Origin of the sequence: Halomonas sp. KHS3, assembly GCF_000830495.1 — a bacterium.
In the GTDB taxonomy this organism is placed as follows: Bacteria; Pseudomonadota; Gammaproteobacteria; order Pseudomonadales; family Halomonadaceae; genus Vreelandella; species Vreelandella titanicae.
On sequence record NZ_JWHY01000002.1, the window covers coordinates 1,433,722 to 1,452,645 of the forward strand.

The following is an 18,924-nucleotide window of genomic DNA, read 5'->3' on the forward strand; positions in this document are numbered from 1 at the left end:
CGCAGGGGCGGGCGCTTGCTTGGGCAGCTCAGTTTTTAAGGAGCTATCGTGAAAGTATTATTTGTATGTTTAGGCAATATTTGCCGTTCACCGACCGCCGAAGGTGTTTTTCGTCGTGCTCTTGAGCGAGCAGGGTTGGCCGATGAGGTCGAGATAGACTCCTGCGGCATCGGCAGTTGGCATGTCGGCAAAGCGCCAGACGCCCGCGCGCAGCAGGCGGCACTACTGCGCGGTATCGATATAAGCGACCTGCATGCCCGCCAGCTAAGCGAACACGATTTTACCCAATTCGACTACGTGCTAGGCATGGATCAGGACAATTTACGCGCCATGCGCGAGCTGAAGCCTGCCAATAGCCAGGCGCATGTTGGGCTGTTTTTAGATTTTGCTGGTACCCCCGGTGCTGAAGTCCCAGACCCCTATTTTGGCGGGGATGAGGGATTTGAGAAGGCTCTGGATATGATTGAAGCTGCATCAGAAGGGCTGATTCGACACCTTAAGCGAGAGCTGTAATGGGGCTAATGGTGTGGCTGCACAGATGAATATTCTCAGCAATGTGGATTTGTCCGCCGCTAATACACTTAGGCTCCCCTGCCAAGCAGAGCGCTTCGCGTCACCAAAGACATTAACAGCTCTACGCCAAACACTAGCAGAGGCACGCCATGACGGCTGGCCCGTCACGCTGCTAGGTGGCGGCAGCAATGTTCTGCTTCCCGAGGCACTACCAGGTTTGGTGGTGCGGCCTGATTTGCAACAGCACTGGCTCAGTCAGCGTCAAGGGCATGTGCTTGCCCATGTAGGGGCGGGGGTTAATTGGCATACGCTGGTGATGGCGACTGCTGCACGCGGCTTGTGGGGCATTGAAAATCTGGCGCTGATCCCTGGCAGTTGTGGTGCTGCGCCGGTGCAGAACATTGGTGCCTACGGTGTTGAGCTTGCCGATACGCTGCAAGCGGTGCAGGTAATGGAGCTCGCCACCGGGCGGGTGAATTGGCTAAGCGCGCAAGAGTGCGTCTTTGGTTACCGTGAGAGTATTTTTAAAGGCGAGTTGGCAGGTAGCATTGTGATCACTCAGCTAGTCTTGCGTTTGTCACGCACGCCAGCACCCCGGCTAGGGTATGGCGATCTCGCTGCACGCTTAGCAAGCCCTCCCACACCGCTCGCGGTAGCCGAAGCGGTATGTGGTATTCGACGCGAGAAGCTGCCCGACCCACAGGTGCTGGCCAACGCGGGGAGTTTCTTCAAAAATCCGCTGGTAGCTGATGTGATGGCAGCGCAGTTGTTGCAGCAGTATCCTACTATGCCCCATTTCCCCCAGGAAGGAGGGCAAACAAAGCTGGCGGCGGGGTGGTTAATCGACCAGTGTGGCTTGAAAGGGATGCGTGATGGTGCCTTCGGAGTACACCAGCATCAAGCGCTGGTGCTGGTGCACTTTGGCGGCGGTGATCGTCAGGGGCTAATGAAAACAGCTAGCTATATCGCTGACCAGGTCGAGGCACGCTTTGGGGTGCGTTTAGAGCCCGAGCCGCGGTTAATTAATCCCTGTTAGTTAATCTCTATTAGTTAATTTCTATGCCCTGCCTCTAAGGTGCACATAACGCAAAAATCCCCGCCGAAGCGGGGATTTTTGTTATTACAATACGCCCGAATCGATCTATTCGGAGCGTGTGTCTTGCTGCGCCTGTTTGCGCTTCTCACGCGGGTCATTGTGGGCCCGTGTGCGACGGCGGCGGGGTTTAGGCGCTTCTTCAGTTACTGCGGCTTCAGCGGGTGCTTCACTGGTGACCGGTTGAGCGTCTGCTTCAGTTGCAGTGGCTTCAGTCGCAGGTGTTTCAGTCGCTGCTAGTTCGTCACTGCTCTTTTCAGAGCTATTGTCAGAACCGCCGTCAGAGCTATCATCAGAACTCTTAGGTTCAGCGCTACTCTCTTCAGCGCTTTTTTCTTCAACGCTTCTGTCTTCAGAGTTTGTGTCTTTAACACTCTTAGGCTCAACACCTTTTTCTGCGCTGTCTTGCTTTGGCTCGCTGCTGGCAGGCTCTTCGCTTGAAGAGGCTGCGGCAACGCTGTCAGAAGTGCTTTCAGCAACCTCTGGGTTTGCCGCTTCCTGGCGAGTTTGGGTCTTAGCTGAAACTTCTTCGGGCTGACGCTCGTCGCTGCTTTGATCCGTATCCGCACTATTGAAAGGTGCAGGGGAGGCCGCCTCTTCAATAGGTGCGGCTGGATCAATCGCGTTGGCCGCAGGCGGCTCGACGGCTTCAGGCGCTGCCTGTTCGCTAGCACTGGGCTGCTGACTATCGTCGGTTTTCTCACTTACAGCTGGCTCTGCGTTCGCCTTGGCTGTTGCTGAGGTCACCTCCGATGGTGCTGCCTGCTCATCGCTGGCTGTGGCCTCCGGTTCGCCTGGTTTGGCGGCGGCCTCATCCTGCTCAACGGTGCTGGCAGTTGACGTTTGCTCCGCCGGTGAAGCCGCTTTAGGCTGGCGGCGCTGGTGCGTCGACTTGCGCGCTTTAGCGTTTTCTGCCACGGGGCGGTCGGCGGTCGTTGCGTCGTCCGCTTGCTCGGCGTCGGACTCAGGCGCATCGGCTGCTGCCGCTTCTGGCTCAGCGGTATTCCCCGCGTCCGATCCTAATGCAATCGTTGTGTCATTTGTCGCTGCTTTACCCACCTGTTCTTCTGCCGCAGGGTCTTCGGCCGGCTCTGGTGTTACTGCTGACGCTTCATTCTGAGCCTCGGCCTGCAGTTTTAACTGCTCAGCTTCTGCCTGAGGATTGATCGCCTGGGTGCGCGTGCGGTTACGCGGGTTGTTACGCGTACGCTTCGGCTTGCCGTCATCCTGCTTTGTCTCTAAGTTCTTGGACTCTGAGCTCTTGGCCGTTGCATCGCGCTGGCTGTCGCGGTTTTTGTCACCACCATCACGACGCGACTCTTTCTGCGCTGCACTTTTGCCGCTGGTGCTCTCTTTAGAGCCCTCTTTCGTGGAGCTGTCTTTGCTAGGGCTGTCTTTGGAAGAGCTATCAGCCTGGTTCTCTTTACGAGGTGCTTTGGCTGATTCTTGACCGTTAGCATCGTCCTGCTGGGGGTGACGACGGCGGTTGCGGGTACGGCTGGGGCCGCTACGCTTATCGCTACTGTCGTCACTGGCAGGGCGCGGCGTGTTACTGCGCTGCTCGGCTTTTTGGTCAGCTTTCTGTTCTGCTTTTGGCTCGGGGCGGGCGCTGCTGTCGCTGCGCGACTCGTTACGGCTGGCGTTGTCGCCTCGCGACGATTTTTGCCGCGACTCGCTGCTGCGCTGATTGGTTTTGCGCTCGCTTGGCTTGCGCGGAGCCGGTGTTTCAACCTTGGGCTCTGGCGTGGCTTCGGTATTGCTTTCGTCGCTACCGAGCAGTTTGGCGAAGCCGCGGATAAAGCGCCCAATAACGCTGGGTTGCTCGCTGGTCACCGGTGCTGCTTTGGCCGCTGGAGCTGCAGCGGGCGCTTTCTCTTCCGTTTGCAGCGATGCCGGGGCGGGAGCGTTGTGGGTGACACTCTTGACGGCGGCTTCGGCGCGTTGAGCGGGCGGCACGAAGCTAGGTGTCGGCTCTTTGCCTACTTCAGTATCGGTGGAGAGCTCAAAGCTCGATAGGCTTTGAGTGTCATCCTCGTCCAGGTGGTCATCACGCAGCCGCTGCACGTCGTAGTGGGGCGTATCCATATCAGGATTGGGCAGCAGTACCACACGAACATTCTGGCGAGACTCAAGATCTGCCAACACGCTGCGTTTTTCATTGAGCAGGTAAGTCGCCACGGGTACCGGTAGAATGGCGCGAATCTGTGCGCTATTCTCTTTCATCGCCTCTTCTTCAATCAGGCGCATGATAGAGAGGGAGAGCGAGCGAACATCGCGAATGGTGCCCTGGCCATTACAGCGCGGGCAGACCACGCCACTGGTTTCTCCCAGCGAGGGACGCAGGCGCTGGCGGGACATTTCCATCAGGCCAAAGCGTGAAATACGCCCAATCTGTACCCGTGCGCGATCCAGCTTGAGGGCATCGCGCATGCGGTTTTCAACTTCACGCTGGTTGCGTGCAGGCCCCATGTCGATAAAGTCAATAACCACCAAACCGCCGATATCACGCAGGCGCAGCTGGCGGGCGATTTCATCGGCGGCTTCAGAGTTGGTCTGTAGGGCGGTCTCTTCGATATCGCTGCCGCGGGTGGCGCGGGCGGAGTTGATATCGATGGAGACTAGCGCTTCGGTGTGATCGATCACAATCGAGCCGCCAGAAGGCAGCTTCACTTCGCGCTGATAGGCGGTTTCGATTTGTGATTCGATCTGGAAGCGCGAGAATAGCGGTACTTCGTCTGCGTAGAGCTTGATCTTCTGTTGATACGAGGGCATTACCTGGCGAATAAAGCTCAGCGCTTCGGCGTGAATCTCGGGGCTGTCGATCAATACTTCGCCGATGTCCTGGCGTAGGTAGTCGCGCATGGCGCGAATGATGACGTTGGATTCACGGTAGATCAGGAACGGGGCAGGGCGCTTGGCAGCTTCAGTGGTGATCGATTCCCACACCTGAACCAAGTAGTCCAAGTCCCACTGGAGCTCTTCCGGATTGCGACCAATGCCTGCAGTGCGCACGATCAGGCCCATTTTATCCGGCACGGTCAACTGACCCATGGCGTCTTTGAGCTGACTGCGCTCGTCGCCTTCGATACGGCGAGAAATGCCACCTGCACGCGGGTTATTGGGCATCAATACCAAAAAGCGACCGGCCAGGCTGACAAAGGTGGTTAGCGCGGCACCTTTATTGCCACGCTCCTCTTTATCGACCTGGACGATGACCTCTTGACCCTCTTTAAGCACTTCTTTAATGCTCGGACGTCCGGAAACGTCTTTGACAAAGTACTCGCGAGAGATCTCCTTGAGGGGCAAAAAGCCGTGACGGTCGGCGCCGTAGTCAACGAAGGCAGCTTCCAGGGAGGGCTCTACGCGGGTGATTTTACCGCGATAGATATTGGCTTTTTTCTGTTCTCTTGCGCCGGATTCGATATCTAAATCGTATAGGCGTTGTCCATCAACTAAAGCGACACGCAGCTCTTCGGGCTGGGTCGCATTGATAAGCATCCGTTTCATAGTGTCTCGCATAGCGTTGCGTGCCGGCGAACTGCCTATTGGGTGACGTAGGCGAATCGCTGGGTGCTGCGTGCTTGTGCTCGGCGCATTGCAATGCTGACGCGTCAAGCCGGGAAGGCATCATCGCCAACCCGGCCGATAGGGCGTTGAGTACGTGGCGGAGGCAGGACGTGTTCCGGTGGCTGTCACGTCCATCCGGCCCTGCTGACACCGCCAACACCTGGCATTCATCGATTCACCAACGCCGGCCACCGGCACAGCGTTGAACTTTTCGCCCGGAGTCAGTCATCGCCTTGTGACGAATAAGGCGGAGCTGCTCAGGACGTGGCGTTGTTTAGTTGCTGCCTGCCGTTGAGGGCAAGGCTTATTTTCCTCTGCCGGCATAAAAAACGGGCGGCAGAGTTACTGCATTTTTAAGATCATCTTTTAATACTGGAAAACGGGCAATGCGTACACTGGTGCCGTTTTTGCGTTCAGGCCTGCGTGTTAGTCGGGCAGGCGCATTAACCAAGCTCAGCGGTGATGCTCTCTGCTAACAAATTTAATCAATTAGCTATCGAACAGCTAGTCACTAGCGCTAGACAAGACAGCTTTCTGCGCTTAGCTGGTGAACGATTTCGAATATAACAGTAAAGACTACGACCAGCAATTGACGCAATGCCCTTGGGTCTACGCTAGAATGCCGTTTTTAAGCAGGAGTAAGTAGTAATGTCCGAAGGGCGTGAAGTGCAGTGGGTGGATATCGCCCCGGAGCAAGCAGGGCAGCGAATTGATAATTTTCTCATGACGCGGCTTAAAGGGGCGCCTCGCGCGCTTATTTATCGCATCGTACGTAAAGGCGAGGTGCGCGTTAATAAAAAACGCGTGAAGGTGGATTACCGTTTGCAAGCGGGGGATTTAGTACGCGTTCCGCCGCTGCGTTTGGCGCCTCGCGAAGCGGTGAAGGAAGTCAGTGATAATTTGCGCGACCTCCTGGTAGGCAGCGTTATTATGGAAGGCCCCGATTGGATGGTGCTTAATAAACCTTCTGGTTTGGCAGTGCATGGCGGCAGCGGGGTTAAAATTGGTTTAATAGAAGCGCTGCGTCAAGTGCGCGATGACCTGAGCTTTCTGGAACTGGTTCACCGCTTGGATCGCGATACGTCGGGCTGTTTGCTGCTGGCCAAGTCACGCGATGCGCTGGTGACGCTGAACGAGTCGTTGAAAAAGCACGGTATGGATAAGCGTTATCTGGCCTTGGTCAGTGGGCGCTGGCCAGCGCGGAAAACCTATGAGAGTGCTCGGTTAGACCGCTTTGATGCCGGTAACGGCGAGCGGAGGGTAAGGGTAGATCCCAACGGAAAAGTGTCGCGCACCCATTTTTCGGTGGTCGAAACCTTCGAAAAAGTAACCCTTATAGAGGCTGAGCCGGTCACGGGCCGTACCCACCAGATTCGCGTACATGCCGCCCACGCAGGCCATGCGTTATTAGGTGACGATAAGTACGCTACCCGTGAAAGTGGTCTGCTCACCAAGCAGTTAGGTCTGGGGCGTTTGTTCCTTCATGCGCGAGCGCTGACCTTTCCTGAGCCCACTAACGGCCGCCCGGTTACCGTCAAAGCGCCGCTGCCAGAAGCCCTGGAAGAAGCGCTCAAGCGCGCCCGTCAATAACTTCTTTCTTCACCGCGTTGCCTTTTACAGGGAGCTGCCATGCAGTACGAGCTAATTATATTTGATTGGGACGGCACCTTGATGGACTCAGTGCCGCGGATTGTGTCGTGTATGCAGGCGGCTGCTTTGGAGGCCGAGTGGGGGGCGCTTTCAGCTGCGGAGGTTGAAGATATTATTGGTCTGGGGCTGCCCGAAGCAATTGCCAAGCTCTGCCCAGGTATATTGCCTGCTCAGGCCGAGCGGCTTCGCGAGCGTTACGCGCACCATTTTGTGCAGGCTGATACCACGCCAATGGCGTTTTTTAGCGGTGTCGAAGCGCATATCGCCCGTTTGCGTGGGCATGAGCAACAGCGTTTAGCAGTAGCAACAGGTAAAAGCCGTCGCGGGCTTGACCGTATTTTTACTGAGACCGGTAGCGGCGCGTGGTTTCATGCCAGCCGTACCGCGGATGAAACCCGCTCCAAACCACACCCGCAGATGCTTTCAGAGTTACTGGCTGAGCTTGCGGTGCCGGTCGAGCGGGCGGTGATGGTCGGCGATACTGAGTATGATATGGAAATGGCTAGGGCGATGGGCATGGATCGGGTGGGGGTAAGCTATGGGGTGCATGCGCCTGAGCGCCTGGCAATGAGCGAACCCAAGTGGATTGCCCATAGCGTAGACGAGCTTTTTGATCGGTTATAAGGACATTTTATGAGTGACGATCCAACCCGCCAAGAGGGTGCACAAGAGGGTCATGATGGCCCGGTTAATAGCGACCAGCCCAACGAGTTCAAGGAAGATCCTTGGACTGAAGGGGCCGAGGTTCCGCCTGGTAAGGGGGCTAAGCAGCCCCCTGGGGCGCCAGGTGATGATGCCGAAACCCTGCGCGAACGCCAGCGATTAGCGCAGCTAGAAATGATGGATCACTGGATAGGCGGCGTCTTGACCGAGCAACGGCGTACCCGCCGCTGGAAGCTGTTTTTCCGGCTGATGTTTCTCGCTGTTGTGCTGGTGGCGCTGTCTGCCGCACTTTATAGCCTGTTCTGGGATTCGCCGAGTGTCGCAACGCCCGCTCAACGCCACTTGGGCATTGTTGAGGTTAATGGCGTAATCGCCAGCGATTCTCCAGCCAATGCGGAGCGCATCATCCAAGGGTTAAACCGAGCTTGGGATGCGGAAAGCGCTGCAGCCGTGGTGCTGCACATTAATAGCCCCGGTGGTAGCCCTGTTCAGTCTCAGCGTATCTATGCGGAAATCATGCGCCTGCGCGAGCTGGGTGATAAACCGATTATCGCGGTGATTGAGGATGTCGGTGCCAGCGGCGCTTATTACATTGCCGCAGCGGCAGATGAGATTGTTGCGTCGCCAGTGAGCTTAGTGGGCTCGATTGGTGTGATTTACGCTGGTTTTGGCTTTGAGGAGGCGATAGAGCGCATTGGCGTTGAGCGCCGCGTGCTTACGGCAGGAGAGAATAAGGCCTTCTTAGATCCATTCCAGCCGCTGGACGATGATGCAGAGACGTTTTGGCAAGGTGTGCTGAGCCAAACCCATCGCCAATTTATCGATGACGTCCGCGCAGGTCGCGGCGAACGGCTCAGTGATAGCTCGGACATTTTCTCAGGCCTGATATGGAGTGGCGAGCAGAGCATCGAGCTAGGGTTGGTCGATCAGTTGGGTAGTCTCGAACAGCTGTCTCGCGATCAAGTAGGTAACATCGACTGGGTGGACTATACGCCGAGTCTTGATCCATTTGAGCGCTTTACTCGGCGTTTTACCGAGGTTGCCGCTGAAGTGCTAGGCATTAAGGCGCCTAACACCCCGCTTCGTTTCTGATCGCCAATTTACGTCCTGGGCCCTAGGGCGCGCCAAGCGGATCCAGGCCCGCTTGGCGCAACATATCGCAGAGCGCGATCAGCGGTAGCCCAATCAGGGCGCTGGGGTCACGGCCTTCCAGTCTTTCAAACAGCGCAATGCCAAGGCCTTCCATACGAAAGCTGCCAGCGCTATCTAGGGGCTGCTCTTTGGTCACATAGTTTTCAATCTCTTGCGTGCTAAGAGTGCGAAACACGACCTCAAAGGGCTCGACATGGGCTTGATGGCGTTGGTGGCGAGTATCCAGTAGCGCTAAACCGGTCAGGAAGGTGACGCGCTGGCCAGAAAAGCGGGCAAGGTTAGCGCAGGCCTTTTCTGTGGTATGTGGTTTGCCAAGAATATCGCCTTCAAATACCGCAACCTGGTCGGAGCCTATAATGCAGTGGTGGGGGAAGTGAGCCGACACGGCGTTGGCTTTGCTAAGTGCTAGGCGATGTACCAGTGCGTGTGGTGTTTCGCCATTATGCGGCGTTTCATCAATATCCGGTGAATGGCACCGGTAGGGGAGTTGTAGGCGATCCAGCAGCTCACGCCGCCAGCGTGAGCTTGAGGCAAGCACTAGCTCTGTATTTTCTGTACTTAAGGACTGCGCAGTTGATGACTGAGTGCTTGATGGCTCGGTCATGGCGGGTGAGGTCACAGTATAACTCCTGGCTAATGTGGTTGCGCTAGTGGGACGGCAAAGCAGTAGAGTGTAGCGAAAGCTGCGAATTGTGCCCATGTCGGCTGTTTATTGAGGCCTATGTTGGTTATTTATTGAGGAAGCGATGAAGAAATACACCGACAGCTTTGACACCAGCAGGGGGAGTGCCTATCATTGCGCGCCTATGTTGACCTCACAACTCCCCAGTCGGGTGGAGCCTTATAAGCTCGCAGCCCGCCACGAACGAATCGAAGGCCTGGTAGCGCTGGATAAGCTGCCACGTCTTGCCGAAGAAGCGGGTGACCAAACCGGCGACTGTCATGTCGTGCTTGAGTTTGGTGTCGATGCTCAAGGCCGTCGTGAAATTCGTGGCCACTTGCAAGCGACGTTGGCGCTTGCCTGCCGACGCTGCCTAGTGCCGCTGCCTCAAGAGGTGAGTAGTGACTTTCTGCTTGGAATGGTCACTGATGAAGCCTTGGCGGCCGAGTTGCCTGCTAGTCATGAACCGGTGCTGGTGGAAAAGGAACAGCTGGATCTTCTGACGGTAGTTGAGGATGAATTGATTCTCAGCCTGCCCCAGGTGGTCTATCACGATGAAGCCGAATGTCATGTCTCGGCGGAGCAGCTGGTCAGCAAAACAGAAGGCGCGGCGTCAGATACAGCGCCAGCGACGAACCCTTTCGCGGTGCTGAATGTCTTGAAAGGCAAAAAATAAGCACCCTTTACCTTAAATACCTTGGAGTAAACCCCCATGGCAGTTCAACAGAACCGTAAAACTCGTTCCAAGCGCGGCATGCGTCGCAGCCACGATGCGCTGACCGCTCCGACGCTGTCTCAGGACAAAGAAACCGGTACGACTCACCTGCGTCACCACGTTTCTCCAGACGGTTTCTACCGTGGTCGTAAAGTGGTTGAGGTATAAGCCTCAATTGCATTACTAAGCGGCTAAACGGACTCAGTGCGGTATGCGCTTAGCGATTGATGTGATGGGGGGTGACCAAGGCCCTCATGCGATTATCGCAGGCTCCGCAAGGGCGGTGTTAGAACACCCCGGTCTTGAGCTGGTTCTGTTTGGCCCGCGTCAGCAGATTATTGCTGAGCTTTCGCGCTTGCCGCAGCCTCTGGTTGCGGCAATGTCACGTTTGGTGGCGCGTGATTCGCCCGATAGCGTAATGCCGGGGGCAACAGCGGCCTGGGCGTTGCGCAGAGGCGAGGCAACGAGCATGGCGCACATGCTGCAGTGCGTCGCCCAGGGTGAAGCTGTGGCTGGTGTAAGCGCAGGCAATACGGCAGCGCTTGTTGCCTTGGCAAGGCGCGAACTGGGGATGGTCGAGGGGATTTCCCGTCCGGCAATCAGTACCGCGATCCCAGCCCGCCAAGGGCGCCGCTGCTATTTGCTGGACTTAGGCGCCAACGTGGATTCCCCTGCCCATCGACTGGTCGATTTTGCACTGATGGGGGCGGCGATGGCGCAGTGTATCGATGGCACTGCGGTGCCGCGCGTGGCGCTACTCAACGTTGGCGCTGAAGCCACCAAGGGGAGTGTGAGCGTACGTGAGGCTGATCGTCTGCTGCGCGAGTATGCCAGTGGTAGTGCTTTCGACTATCAAGGCTATGCTGAGGGTGGCGACCTGTTTAAAGGCCAGCTTGATGTGGTGGTGTGTGATGGCTTTGTGGGCAACGCTGTCCTCAAGGCGAGCGAAGGTTTGACGAGTATGTTGGTTGAACGCGTGCAGATGGCGTTTGAGTCGCGCCTAAGTGGTCGTTTGGCAAGCCTACTGGCCAAGCCTGTGTTAAAGCGCTTAAAGCAAGAGCTTGATCCCGTGCGCTACAACGGGGCCAGTTTATTGGGGTTGCGCGGTATCGTAGTGAAAAGTCACGGCAGTACTCATGCCGATGGGTTTTACTACGCTATTCATCGCGCCCTGCAGGAAGTAGAACATAACTTACCTGCGCGGATCGCAGGCCGCTGGCAAGCGCCATCAAGTGAAAACGATGGCACAGGCCAGCCATGATCAGATAATAACGATTTAACTTTTTTGCGGGTTTATAGGTGGCATCAGGATGTGCCAATAACCTCGCCTATCGCTCATATGAGCAAATGCCTACAAGAGCAAAGGTGAACGACATGTCTCAACCCCTTGCCCTCATTTTTCCCGGGCAAGGCTCTCAGCAGCTTGGAATGCTGCGAGAGCTTGCCGAGCGCTATAGTGTGGTGGGAACGACATTTGAGGAAGCGTCGGATGCTTTGGGCTACGATTTGTGGAAAGTCGTCCAAGAAGGTCCCGAAGAGTCGCTTAATGCAACCGCTTGCACCCAGCCTGCGCTGCTTTCTGCCAGCGTCGCCATTTGGCGTGTGTGGCAAGAGCTGGAAGGGCCGCGGCCGACAGTGATGGCGGGCCATAGCCTAGGCGAATACAGCGCTATGGTGTGCGCAGGCGTCATGAGCTTTGCCGAAGGCGTCAACTTGGTACGTCTGCGCGGAGAAGCCATGCAGGCGGCAGTGCCTGCTGGCGAAGGCGGCATGGCGGCGATCCTGGGCTTGGCAGACGATGCGGTTGAAGCCGCCTGTGAAAAGGCTGCCCAGGGCGACGTTGTTTCAGCGGTCAACTACAATTCCCCAGGGCAAGTGGTGATAGCGGGCTCTAAAGTAGCCGTTGAGCGAGCTATTGTTGCTTGCCAGGAGGCCGGTGCCAGGCGTGCCATGGCATTGCCGGTTTCCGTGCCTTCGCACTGTGCATTGATGCGCCCTGCGGCCGAGCGCCTGGCAGAGGCGATACAAACTATCGAGCTGCGGGCGCCGCGCTACAGTGTCATCCAAAACGTCGATGCCCAGGCCCATGCCGATACCGCGACATTGAGCACGCGGCTAGTCGAGCAGCTCTATCAGCCGGTGCGTTGGAGCGCCTGTGTTGAAGCCATGGCGGATCAAGGCGTGGAGGTGTTCATTGAGTGCGGGCCAGGAAAGGTGTTGACTGGCCTCAATAAGCGTATCGTGAAGGGTAGCAAGGGATTGGCGGTGAATGATCCTGACAGTCTGGAAGCCGCGCTTGAGCTGGCGCGTGAAACCTTGGCTGATAAGGCGTGACCAAGAGAGATTGCAATCCACTATCCTTGCTTGATTACACGGTTAGAGGCAGAACGTTATGACACAAGAGAGTAGAGTTGCCCTGGTAACAGGGGCGAGTCGTGGTATTGGTCAGGCCATTGCTCGCGAGCTAGGTCGCCAGGGCCGTATCGTCATTGGCACCGCGACCAGTGAGTCTGGCGCTGAAAAAATTGATGCCGATTTGAAAGAGCACGGCATTGAAGGGGCAGGTCTATGTCTTAACGTGACCGACCAGGCCAGTATCGATAGCGTATTGAAAACGATTACTGAGCGCTTTGGTGCGCCGACTATTTTGGTCAACAACGCGGGTATCACGCGTGATAATCTGCTGATGCGCATGAAAGAAGATGAGTGGGATTCCGTCATGGATACCAATCTGAAATCTGTCTATCGTGTTAGCAAGGCGTGTTTACGGGGTATGACCAAGGCGCGGTTTGGGCGTATTGTGTCGATTAGTTCTGTAGTGGCAACCATGGGCAACCTGGGCCAAACTAACTATGCTGCAGCTAAGGCCGGTATGGAAGGTTTTAGCCGCGCGCTAGCGCGTGAGGTCTCCTCTCGTGCGATTACGGTTAACGCAGTGGCACCGGGCTTTATTGCGACTGATATGACCGAAGCGCTACCTGAAGCACAGCACGAAATGCTGCTTAAGCAAATTCCGCTGGCCCGTTTAGGGGCGCCGGAAGAGATCGCCGCAGCAGTGGGTTTTTTGACCAGTGATGCAGCCGGTTATATCACTGGCGAGACGCTTCACGTGAATGGCGGCATGAATATGCGTTGATGGCCTTGGGCTTGGCGGTTGCGTCTACCCAAGGGCGTCTATAAACTACCCCGCAGCTTTTGGCTTGCGGTTTCCAAATAGCTGGTTATCAAAAACGGCTAATGTGAACGACTGGAGTACGTTAATGAGTACTATTGAAGAGCGCGTTAAGAAAGTTGTAGCAGAGCGCCTGAACGTTAAAGAAGAAGACATCCAAAACAGCTCTTCTTTTACAGAAGACTTGGGTGCTGATTCGCTCGACACCGTTGAGCTGGTCATGGCTTTGGAAGAGGAATTCGATACTGAAATTCCCGATGAAGAAGCTGAGAAGATCACCACGGTTCAAGAAGCCATCGATTACGTGAACGCCCACCAGTAAGGGCTGCGTCGATGCATCGAACCAGGGTGGGGTGCTAGCCACCCGCCTTAAAAGCCGTCCTTTTCCAGGACGGCTTTTTTGCTTTGCTGCCACAATGCTTATAACGTTCAATCTCCGTTATACTGTTGACCAAATTTAAGCAGCAAATGACCCAAGTGGGTCGCGTCACCATGGATGCCTGGAGGAAAGCTGATGGCACGGAAAAGGGTAGTGGTAACTGGGTTAGGCCTGGTGACCCCAGTGGGTAATAGCGTTGATGAGTCGTGGGCCAACATTGTGGCCGGTAAAAGCGGTATTACGCCTATTGAGCATTTCGATACCAGCGGTTTTAACACCCGTTTTGGTGGATCGATCAAAAACTTTGATATTAGCCCGTATCTGAATCCTAAAGATGCCCGCAAGATGGATCTGTTTATTCAGTACGGCATGGCGGCGGGCGCCCAAGCGGTAGAAGATTCGGGGATTGAGTGCAGCGAAGAGAATGCCGATCGCATCGGTGTGGCTATCGGCTCAGGCATTGGTGGCCTACCCATGATTGAGCATAACCACAACGCACTCAACAAAGGTGGCGCTCGCAAGATATCGCCATTCTTCGTGCCGGGCTCTATCATCAATATGATTTCGGGCAATATGGCGATTCAGCACGGCTTCAGAGGCCCGAACATTGCCATTACGACTGCCTGCACCACCGGTACTCATAATATTGGTTACAGCGCACGCACCATCGCCTATGGCGATGCGGACGTGATGATCTGTGGTGGTGCTGAAATGGCCACCACGCCGCTGGGCCTGGGTGGTTTTTCTGCGGCTCGCGCGCTCTCTACGCGTAATGACGATCCACAAGCGGCAAGCCGCCCCTGGGATACCGACCGTGATGGTTTCGTGTTATCCGATGGTGCCGGTGTGCTGGTGCTTGAAGAGTATGAGCACGCCAAGGCGCGGGGCGCCAATATCTACGCAGAGCTGGTGGGCTTTGGTATGAGCGATGATGCTTATCACATGACTTCACCGCCGGAAGATGGACGTGGCGCAGCACTCTCCATGCGCAATGCGATTAAAGATGCCCAGGTTGACGTTTCTTCGGTTCACTATATCAACGCCCACGGCACCTCCACTGCGGCCGGCGATCTGGCCGAAAGTCGTGCCATTGAGAACGTCTTGGGTGGCGCTGCAAGCAGCGTGGCAGTGAGCTCCACCAAATCGATGATTGGCCACCTGTTGGGCGCCGCCGGTGCGGTAGAGGCGGTGTTTAGTATTCTGGCTATTCGTGATCAGGTCGCGCCGCCCACGATTAATCTGGATAACCCGCAGGAAGGCTGCAATCTGGACTATGTGCCGCATACTGCGAGGGATATGCGCATTGATATGGCGCTTTCAAATTCCTTCGGTTTTGGTGGTACCAACGGCTCGCTGCTATTTAAGAAGGTGTAGTTAGCGATGCTGACGCCTACGTTATGTGATGATCAATCTGTGCCGTTTGATGATCGTGGGCTGGCGTATGGTGATGGTCTGTTTGAAACGGTGCTATTACGTACGGGAAAGCCGGTGCTATGGCGCTATCACAGGGAGCGTCTGGCACAAGGCTGTCATCGCCTGGGGCTACCGTTACCTTGCCAGGAGGCCCTTGACGCCACTTGGCAAGGCGATCCCACTGCTGAGTTCGAAGTGCTTAAGCTGATACTGACCCGAGGCAGCGGCGGGCGTGGCTATGCCCAGTCCGATCAGATCACGCCGCGGCTGCTCAGTCGTCGAACGCCGTTTCAACCGTCGGTTAAGCGCTGGCAGGAAGGCGTGACAGTGCGGCTTTGCGATTTGCGGCTGGCCCGTCAGCCTCGGTTGGCAGGTATCAAGCACCTAAATCGACTGGAAAACGTACTGGCCCGCCAAGAGTGGGGCGATGCCACTATTGCCGAAGGATTGCTCGCCGACAGTGAAGGCCTTGTGGTAGAAGCCACCAGCATGAATGTTTTTTGGCAGCAGGCGGGAAAAGTGTTAACGCCTCTCCTTGACCAGTGCGGTGTGGCTGGCACGTTGCGTGCTGCATTGCTTGAACACGGTGCCGTCGCTCAGGCGTCGCTGACGCTTCATCAACTTGCTGATGTCGAGCGGCTATGGGTGGCCAACTCTGTTCAGGGCGTATGGCCTGTTACCACCTTGCTTGCCGCGGATGGTTCACTGCTGCAGCGCTGGCCTCTGAGCCAGCCTGACCCGTTCCAGCGCTTGGCACATCAGCTATTGGGCGTTGTTTAAACGCCAGTGTTTAGATATCGCTCTGCAATTTTCTAGAGGTGTCATGGTGAAACGGTTATTAACCGCTTTATTAGTGTTAGTAGTGGTTGGGGCTGCAAGTGCAGCAGGCGGTTATTTCTATTGGCAGAGCCGATTAGAGGCACCGCTAGCGCTCGATGAGCCAATGCTTTATCAAGTGCCCTCTGGCGCGGGCTTTAATCAGGTCGTGGCGCAATTGGAAGAGCAGGGCGTCGTGGAAAATGCCTGGGCGTTTCGTCTGCTAGCGCGGGTCGAGCCGGAACGCGTGCCGCGGCTGCGTACCGGCGAGTATCAGCTGTTGCCGAATATGAGCGGTCTGGAAATGATGGCACTGCTGGGTAGCAATAAAGTCGTCACCTACTCGCTGACCATTCCTGAGGGGTGGTCTTTTCGACAAATGCGCGAATTACTCAATGCGGCGCCGAAGCTCGACCACCGCACGGCGGAGTTGAGCGATGCTGAGGTGATGACGCTACTCGATCGAGAAGGCACCTTTCCTGAGGGCTGGTTCTTTCCCGACACCTATCGCTATCATCTGGGTATGAGCGATGTCGATATCCTGCGCCAGTCATTGGAGCGGATGGAGCGCATTTTGGAAGAGGTGTGGGAGGAGCGCGCGGACGATCTAACCATTGACTCCCCCTACGAAGCGCTGATTATGGCCTCTTTGATCGAGCGGGAAACCGGTGCGCCCGAGGAGCGGCGCGAAATTGCCGGTGTGTTCAAGCGCCGCATGGAGCAGGGCATGCGCCTGCAAACCGACCCGACGATTATTTACGGTATGGGTGAGCGTTATGAAGGGCAAATTACTCGCGCTGATATCCGCGAGGCCACGCCCTATAACACTTACGTCATTGACGGCATACCGCCCACGCCGATTGCCATGCCTGGGCGTGCCTCCTTGGAGGCAGCGGTGAATCCACTGCCTGGCGAAACGCTCTATTTCGTTTCCCGTGGCGATGGCACGCACCATTTCTCGCGTACGCTGCGGGAGCATAACAATGCCGTTAATCGCTATATCCGCAATCGCTAATCGCCATGACACATCACCCATGATTGATGACCACTGTAAGGGAGCATGATGAGTAAGCGTGGACGCTTCATTACGCTGGAAGGCGGCGAAGGTGTGGGTAAATCCACCAATGTGGGCTTTGTGGCCGAGTGCTTGGAGGCCCAGGGGTTGGAAGTGGTGCGTACCCGCGAGCCGGGCGGCACCGTTCGTGGTGAAGCTATTCGCGCACTGTTACTGGATCCTGTCCCCCAAGAGCCGCTACATGTCGACGCTGAGCTGCTGCTAATGTTCGCCGCGCGAGCGCAGCACTTGGCGGAAAAAATACTCCCCGCCTTGGCAAGAGGGGCGTGGGTAGTGTGTGATCGCTTTACCGATGCCACCTTTGCCTATCAGGGCGGGGGGCGGGGCATTGCCAAGGAGCGTATCGCCGTGCTGGAGAATTTTGTTCAGCAGGGGCTCTCTCCCGATTTAACCCTACTGCTCGATATGCCCAAAGAGGCTGCAAGACAACGCTTAGAGTCGCGCCTGCGTGATCGACATGAGCAGCTTGATCGTTTTGAACAGGAGCAGGCTGACTTTTTCCAGGCCGTACGGGATGGCTATTTGGCACGAGCGGAAGAAGCGCCCGAGCGCTTTGCGGTGATTGATGCACAACACACCCTGGATAAGGTACAAAGCCAAATCCGACAAGTCCTATTAACAAAGGTTGCGGCATGGCGTTAACCGGCGTAATGCCTTGGCACCAAGCCACCTGGCAGCATTTGACCCGCTTGGCTGATGGTGGACGGATGCCCCACGCGTTGTTAATTCACGGCGCCCACGGCGTGGGTAAGCAGCAGTTAGCGGAAGCACTCATTGCGCGAACGCTATGCGCCTCGCCCGCTGATCAAGCCTGTGGCCATTGCCATAGCTGCTCGATGCTGGAATCGGGCTATCACCCGGATCTGCTGCGGGTTTCTCCAGAAGAGGGAAAGCGCCAAATCCGCATTGACCCTATCCGCGAGGTTAATCGCTTTGTGTCGCAAACGGCTCAGCAGGGCGGTTATCGAGTGATTGTGGTTTCCCCCGCCGAGGCAATGAACGTTGCCGCCGCCAATGCGCTGCTCAAAAGCCTCGAAGAGCCCGGTGACAAAACCCTGTTTATTCTGCTTTCCGACGTGCCGTCGCGGATGCTGGCGACGATCCGTTCGCGCTGTCAGCAGTGGTCACTACCCAGCGTTGCCTTTGAGGCATGTCGTGGCTGGTTGATTGAGCAATTGGGCAGCACTGACGAAGCCTACTTCTGGTGGCAGGTAGCGGGTGGGCTACCACTGCTCGCCGTGGAGCTGGCAGCGCCTGAAGAGCGCGCTTTACGCCATCAAATTCACGACAGTTTCGAACAACTGGTGCGTGGTGCCGAGCCCGTTTCAGAGGCGGCCCGTCTGGATCGCCAGGCGATTGATGCCATCTTGTGGTACGGTATCGCCTGGCTGGAAGACCTGATTCGTCTAGGTTTGTCTGGGGAGGCGGCGGTGTTGCATAACCCTGATTTAGAACCGCTCTACCGCCAGGCGGTGAAAAATGGTCGTGTTCAGGATTGGTTTCGCCTGCTTGATTATGCCCGCGAGCAGCGACGGTTGTTGGCGGTGGGGGCAAACCCCAATCCTCAGCTAGTGCTTGAAGCATGGCTGGTGCGCTGGGCGGCGCTGCTGCGTTCATAGTGGTGTTTATTCAATCCCCCACGGCTGTTCAAAACAGTGCAGCGAGGTCGTCATGGCAGCTCAGAAAGCGCTCTCTCTTACCGTTCCGGATGTTCCGACACTGCTTTCCGCGTATATGCCTTTTCTGGATCGCGGGGGGATTTTTGTACCTACTCAAACCCCTTACGCACTTGGCCAGCAAGTGTTTTTGCTGCTTACGCTGCCGGGTGAAAGCGAGCGCCTTTCAATTACCGGCCAGGTGGTGTGGGTATCTCCAGAGGGGGTGAGTGGCCGCCGTATGCCAGGCATTGGCCTTCACTTCAGCCAGCAGGACTATCCCGTGCGTGACCGCATTGAGGCGCTGCTTGCCGGTCAATTAGATAAAGCAGCTCCATCGTTCACGCTCTGAATGCCATTTTTCTGATCCAGTCGTTATGGCCTATCTGTTTTGACCTAT

General features: G+C 56.3%; 19 protein-coding genes. 17 read left to right on the forward strand and 2 right to left on the reverse strand.

The window, feature by feature from the left end; translation table 11 throughout:
• The first annotated feature begins 48 nt into the window (after positions 1-48).
• Both RO22_RS08640 and murB read left to right on the forward strand, forming a co-directional pair.
• On the forward strand, positions 49-513 hold the full coding sequence (locus RO22_RS08640) for a low molecular weight protein-tyrosine-phosphatase (protein WP_041158064.1): 465 nt from the start codon (positions 49-51) through the stop codon (positions 511-513).
• 25 nt (positions 514-538) lie between these two features.
• Entirely contained in the window at positions 539-1,549 is a 1,011-nt protein-coding gene (gene murB / locus RO22_RS08645; RefSeq protein WP_041158065.1) for a UDP-N-acetylmuramate dehydrogenase, read from the forward strand.
• Positions 1,550-1,654: 105 nt separating this feature from the next.
• Here murB and rne read toward each other — a convergent pair whose 3' ends face one another.
• A complete protein-coding gene (gene rne / locus RO22_RS08650; protein WP_041158066.1) occupies positions 1,655-5,113 on the reverse strand; it encodes a ribonuclease E in 3,459 nt (1,152 codons plus the stop codon).
• 708 nt (positions 5,114-5,821) lie between these two features.
• On the opposite strand from rne, the gene RO22_RS08655 reads away from it, so the two are divergent.
• The 3 genes from RO22_RS08655 to sppA are packed head-to-tail and all read left to right on the forward strand — an operon-like array spanning position 5,822 to position 8,578.
• Positions 5,822-6,763, forward strand: coding sequence for an RluA family pseudouridine synthase (locus tag RO22_RS08655; protein WP_009286408.1), 942 nt, complete (start codon positions 5,822-5,824; stop codon positions 6,761-6,763).
• 39 nt (positions 6,764-6,802) lie between these two features.
• A complete protein-coding gene (locus RO22_RS08660) occupies positions 6,803-7,447 on the forward strand; it encodes an HAD family hydrolase (RefSeq protein WP_027959108.1) in 645 nt (214 codons plus the stop codon).
• 9 nt (positions 7,448-7,456) lie between these two features.
• Positions 7,457-8,578 carry a signal peptide peptidase SppA gene (gene sppA, locus RO22_RS08665; protein WP_041158067.1) on the forward strand — a complete coding sequence of 374 codons (1,122 nt, stop codon included), beginning with the start codon at positions 7,457-7,459 and terminating at the stop codon, positions 8,576-8,578.
• A gap of 22 nt (positions 8,579-8,600) precedes the next feature.
• Here sppA and RO22_RS08670 read toward each other — a convergent pair whose 3' ends face one another.
• Complete coding sequence (locus RO22_RS08670; protein ID WP_052475579.1) at positions 8,601-9,242, reverse strand: Maf family protein; 642 nt, start codon at positions 9,240-9,242, stop codon at positions 8,601-8,603.
• Between the two features lie 202 nt (positions 9,243-9,444).
• Here RO22_RS08670 and RO22_RS08675 point away from each other — a divergent pair, with 202 nt between their 5' ends.
• From RO22_RS08675 to RO22_RS08730, 12 genes are all read left to right on the forward strand, one after another.
• On the forward strand, positions 9,445-9,975 hold the full coding sequence (locus RO22_RS08675; RefSeq protein WP_041158158.1) for a YceD family protein: 531 nt from the start codon (positions 9,445-9,447) through the stop codon (positions 9,973-9,975).
• Positions 9,976-10,011: 36 nt separating this feature from the next.
• Positions 10,012-10,182: a 50S ribosomal protein L32 gene (rpmF, locus tag RO22_RS08680; RefSeq protein ID WP_007114757.1), complete on the forward strand. Its 171-nt coding sequence runs from the start codon at positions 10,012-10,014 to the stop codon at positions 10,180-10,182.
• Between the two features lie 43 nt (positions 10,183-10,225).
• Positions 10,226-11,275, forward strand: coding sequence for a phosphate acyltransferase PlsX (gene plsX, locus RO22_RS08685; RefSeq protein ID WP_041158068.1), 1,050 nt, complete (start codon positions 10,226-10,228; stop codon positions 11,273-11,275).
• Positions 11,276-11,388: 113 nt separating this feature from the next.
• A complete protein-coding gene (gene fabD, locus RO22_RS08690) occupies positions 11,389-12,348 on the forward strand; it encodes an ACP S-malonyltransferase (RefSeq protein WP_022523876.1) in 960 nt (319 codons plus the stop codon).
• 58 nt (positions 12,349-12,406) lie between these two features.
• A complete protein-coding gene (gene fabG / locus RO22_RS08695) occupies positions 12,407-13,150 on the forward strand; it encodes a 3-oxoacyl-ACP reductase FabG (protein ID WP_009286414.1) in 744 nt (247 codons plus the stop codon).
• A 124-nt stretch (positions 13,151-13,274) separates the two neighbouring features.
• Complete coding sequence (gene acpP, locus RO22_RS08700) at positions 13,275-13,508, forward strand: acyl carrier protein (protein ID WP_008956801.1); 234 nt, start codon at positions 13,275-13,277, stop codon at positions 13,506-13,508.
• A gap of 192 nt (positions 13,509-13,700) precedes the next feature.
• Positions 13,701-14,939, forward strand: coding sequence for a beta-ketoacyl-ACP synthase II (fabF, locus tag RO22_RS08705; RefSeq protein WP_041158069.1), 1,239 nt, complete (start codon positions 13,701-13,703; stop codon positions 14,937-14,939).
• A gap of 6 nt (positions 14,940-14,945) precedes the next feature.
• The gene (pabC, locus tag RO22_RS08710; RefSeq protein WP_041158070.1) at positions 14,946-15,758 is read left to right on the forward strand and encodes an aminodeoxychorismate lyase; all 813 of its coding nucleotides are present in this window, start codon (positions 14,946-14,948) and stop codon (positions 15,756-15,758) included.
• 43 nt (positions 15,759-15,801) lie between these two features.
• Positions 15,802-16,809, forward strand: coding sequence for an endolytic transglycosylase MltG (mltG, locus tag RO22_RS08715; protein WP_041158071.1), 1,008 nt, complete (start codon positions 15,802-15,804; stop codon positions 16,807-16,809).
• A gap of 48 nt (positions 16,810-16,857) precedes the next feature.
• The gene (tmk, locus tag RO22_RS08720) at positions 16,858-17,511 is read left to right on the forward strand and encodes a dTMP kinase (protein ID WP_200890229.1); all 654 of its coding nucleotides are present in this window, start codon (positions 16,858-16,860) and stop codon (positions 17,509-17,511) included.
• Positions 17,502-18,488, forward strand: a complete 987-nt coding sequence (locus tag RO22_RS08725; RefSeq protein WP_022523870.1) for a DNA polymerase III subunit delta' — start codon at positions 17,502-17,504, stop codon at positions 18,486-18,488. The genes tmk and RO22_RS08725 overlap by 10 nt, the downstream gene beginning before the upstream one ends.
• A gap of 52 nt (positions 18,489-18,540) precedes the next feature.
• The gene (locus tag RO22_RS08730; RefSeq protein ID WP_022523869.1) at positions 18,541-18,876 is read left to right on the forward strand and encodes a PilZ domain-containing protein; all 336 of its coding nucleotides are present in this window, start codon (positions 18,541-18,543) and stop codon (positions 18,874-18,876) included.
• The last annotated feature ends 48 nt before the right edge of the window (positions 18,877-18,924 follow it).

Bases quoted from the DNA above. Each gene is read 5' to 3' on its own strand.
- fabF (WP_041158069.1), top strand. From the start codon at position 13,701: ATGGCACGGAAAAGGGTAGTGGTAACTGGGTTAGGCCTGGTGACCCCA.
- pabC (WP_041158070.1), top strand. From the start codon at position 14,946: ATGCTGACGCCTACGTTATGTGATGATCAATCTGTGCCGTTTGATGAT.
- RO22_RS08655 (WP_009286408.1), top strand. From the start codon at position 5,822: ATGTCCGAAGGGCGTGAAGTGCAGTGGGTGGATATCGCCCCGGAGCAA.
- RO22_RS08730 (WP_022523869.1), top strand. From the start codon at position 18,541: ATGGCAGCTCAGAAAGCGCTCTCTCTTACCGTTCCGGATGTTCCGACA.
- RO22_RS08660 (WP_027959108.1), top strand. From the start codon at position 6,803: ATGCAGTACGAGCTAATTATATTTGATTGGGACGGCACCTTGATGGAC.
- acpP (WP_008956801.1), top strand. From the start codon at position 13,275: ATGAGTACTATTGAAGAGCGCGTTAAGAAAGTTGTAGCAGAGCGCCTG.
- tmk (WP_200890229.1), top strand. From the start codon at position 16,858: ATGAGTAAGCGTGGACGCTTCATTACGCTGGAAGGCGGCGAAGGTGTG.
- mltG (WP_041158071.1), top strand. From the start codon at position 15,802: ATGGTGAAACGGTTATTAACCGCTTTATTAGTGTTAGTAGTGGTTGGG.
- rne (WP_041158066.1), bottom strand. From the start codon at position 5,113: ATGAAACGGATGCTTATCAATGCGACCCAGCCCGAAGAGCTGCGTGTC.
- fabD (WP_022523876.1), top strand. From the start codon at position 11,389: ATGTCTCAACCCCTTGCCCTCATTTTTCCCGGGCAAGGCTCTCAGCAG.
- RO22_RS08670 (WP_052475579.1), bottom strand. From the start codon at position 9,242: ATGACCGAGCCATCAAGCACTCAGTCATCAACTGCGCAGTCCTTAAGT.
- RO22_RS08725 (WP_022523870.1), top strand. From the start codon at position 17,502: ATGGCGTTAACCGGCGTAATGCCTTGGCACCAAGCCACCTGGCAGCAT.
- sppA (WP_041158067.1), top strand. From the start codon at position 7,457: ATGAGTGACGATCCAACCCGCCAAGAGGGTGCACAAGAGGGTCATGAT.
- fabG (WP_009286414.1), top strand. From the start codon at position 12,407: ATGACACAAGAGAGTAGAGTTGCCCTGGTAACAGGGGCGAGTCGTGGT.
- murB (WP_041158065.1), top strand. From the start codon at position 539: ATGAATATTCTCAGCAATGTGGATTTGTCCGCCGCTAATACACTTAGG.
- rpmF (WP_007114757.1), top strand. From the start codon at position 10,012: ATGGCAGTTCAACAGAACCGTAAAACTCGTTCCAAGCGCGGCATGCGT.
- plsX (WP_041158068.1), top strand. From the start codon at position 10,226: ATGCGCTTAGCGATTGATGTGATGGGGGGTGACCAAGGCCCTCATGCG.
- RO22_RS08675 (WP_041158158.1), top strand. From the start codon at position 9,445: ATGTTGACCTCACAACTCCCCAGTCGGGTGGAGCCTTATAAGCTCGCA.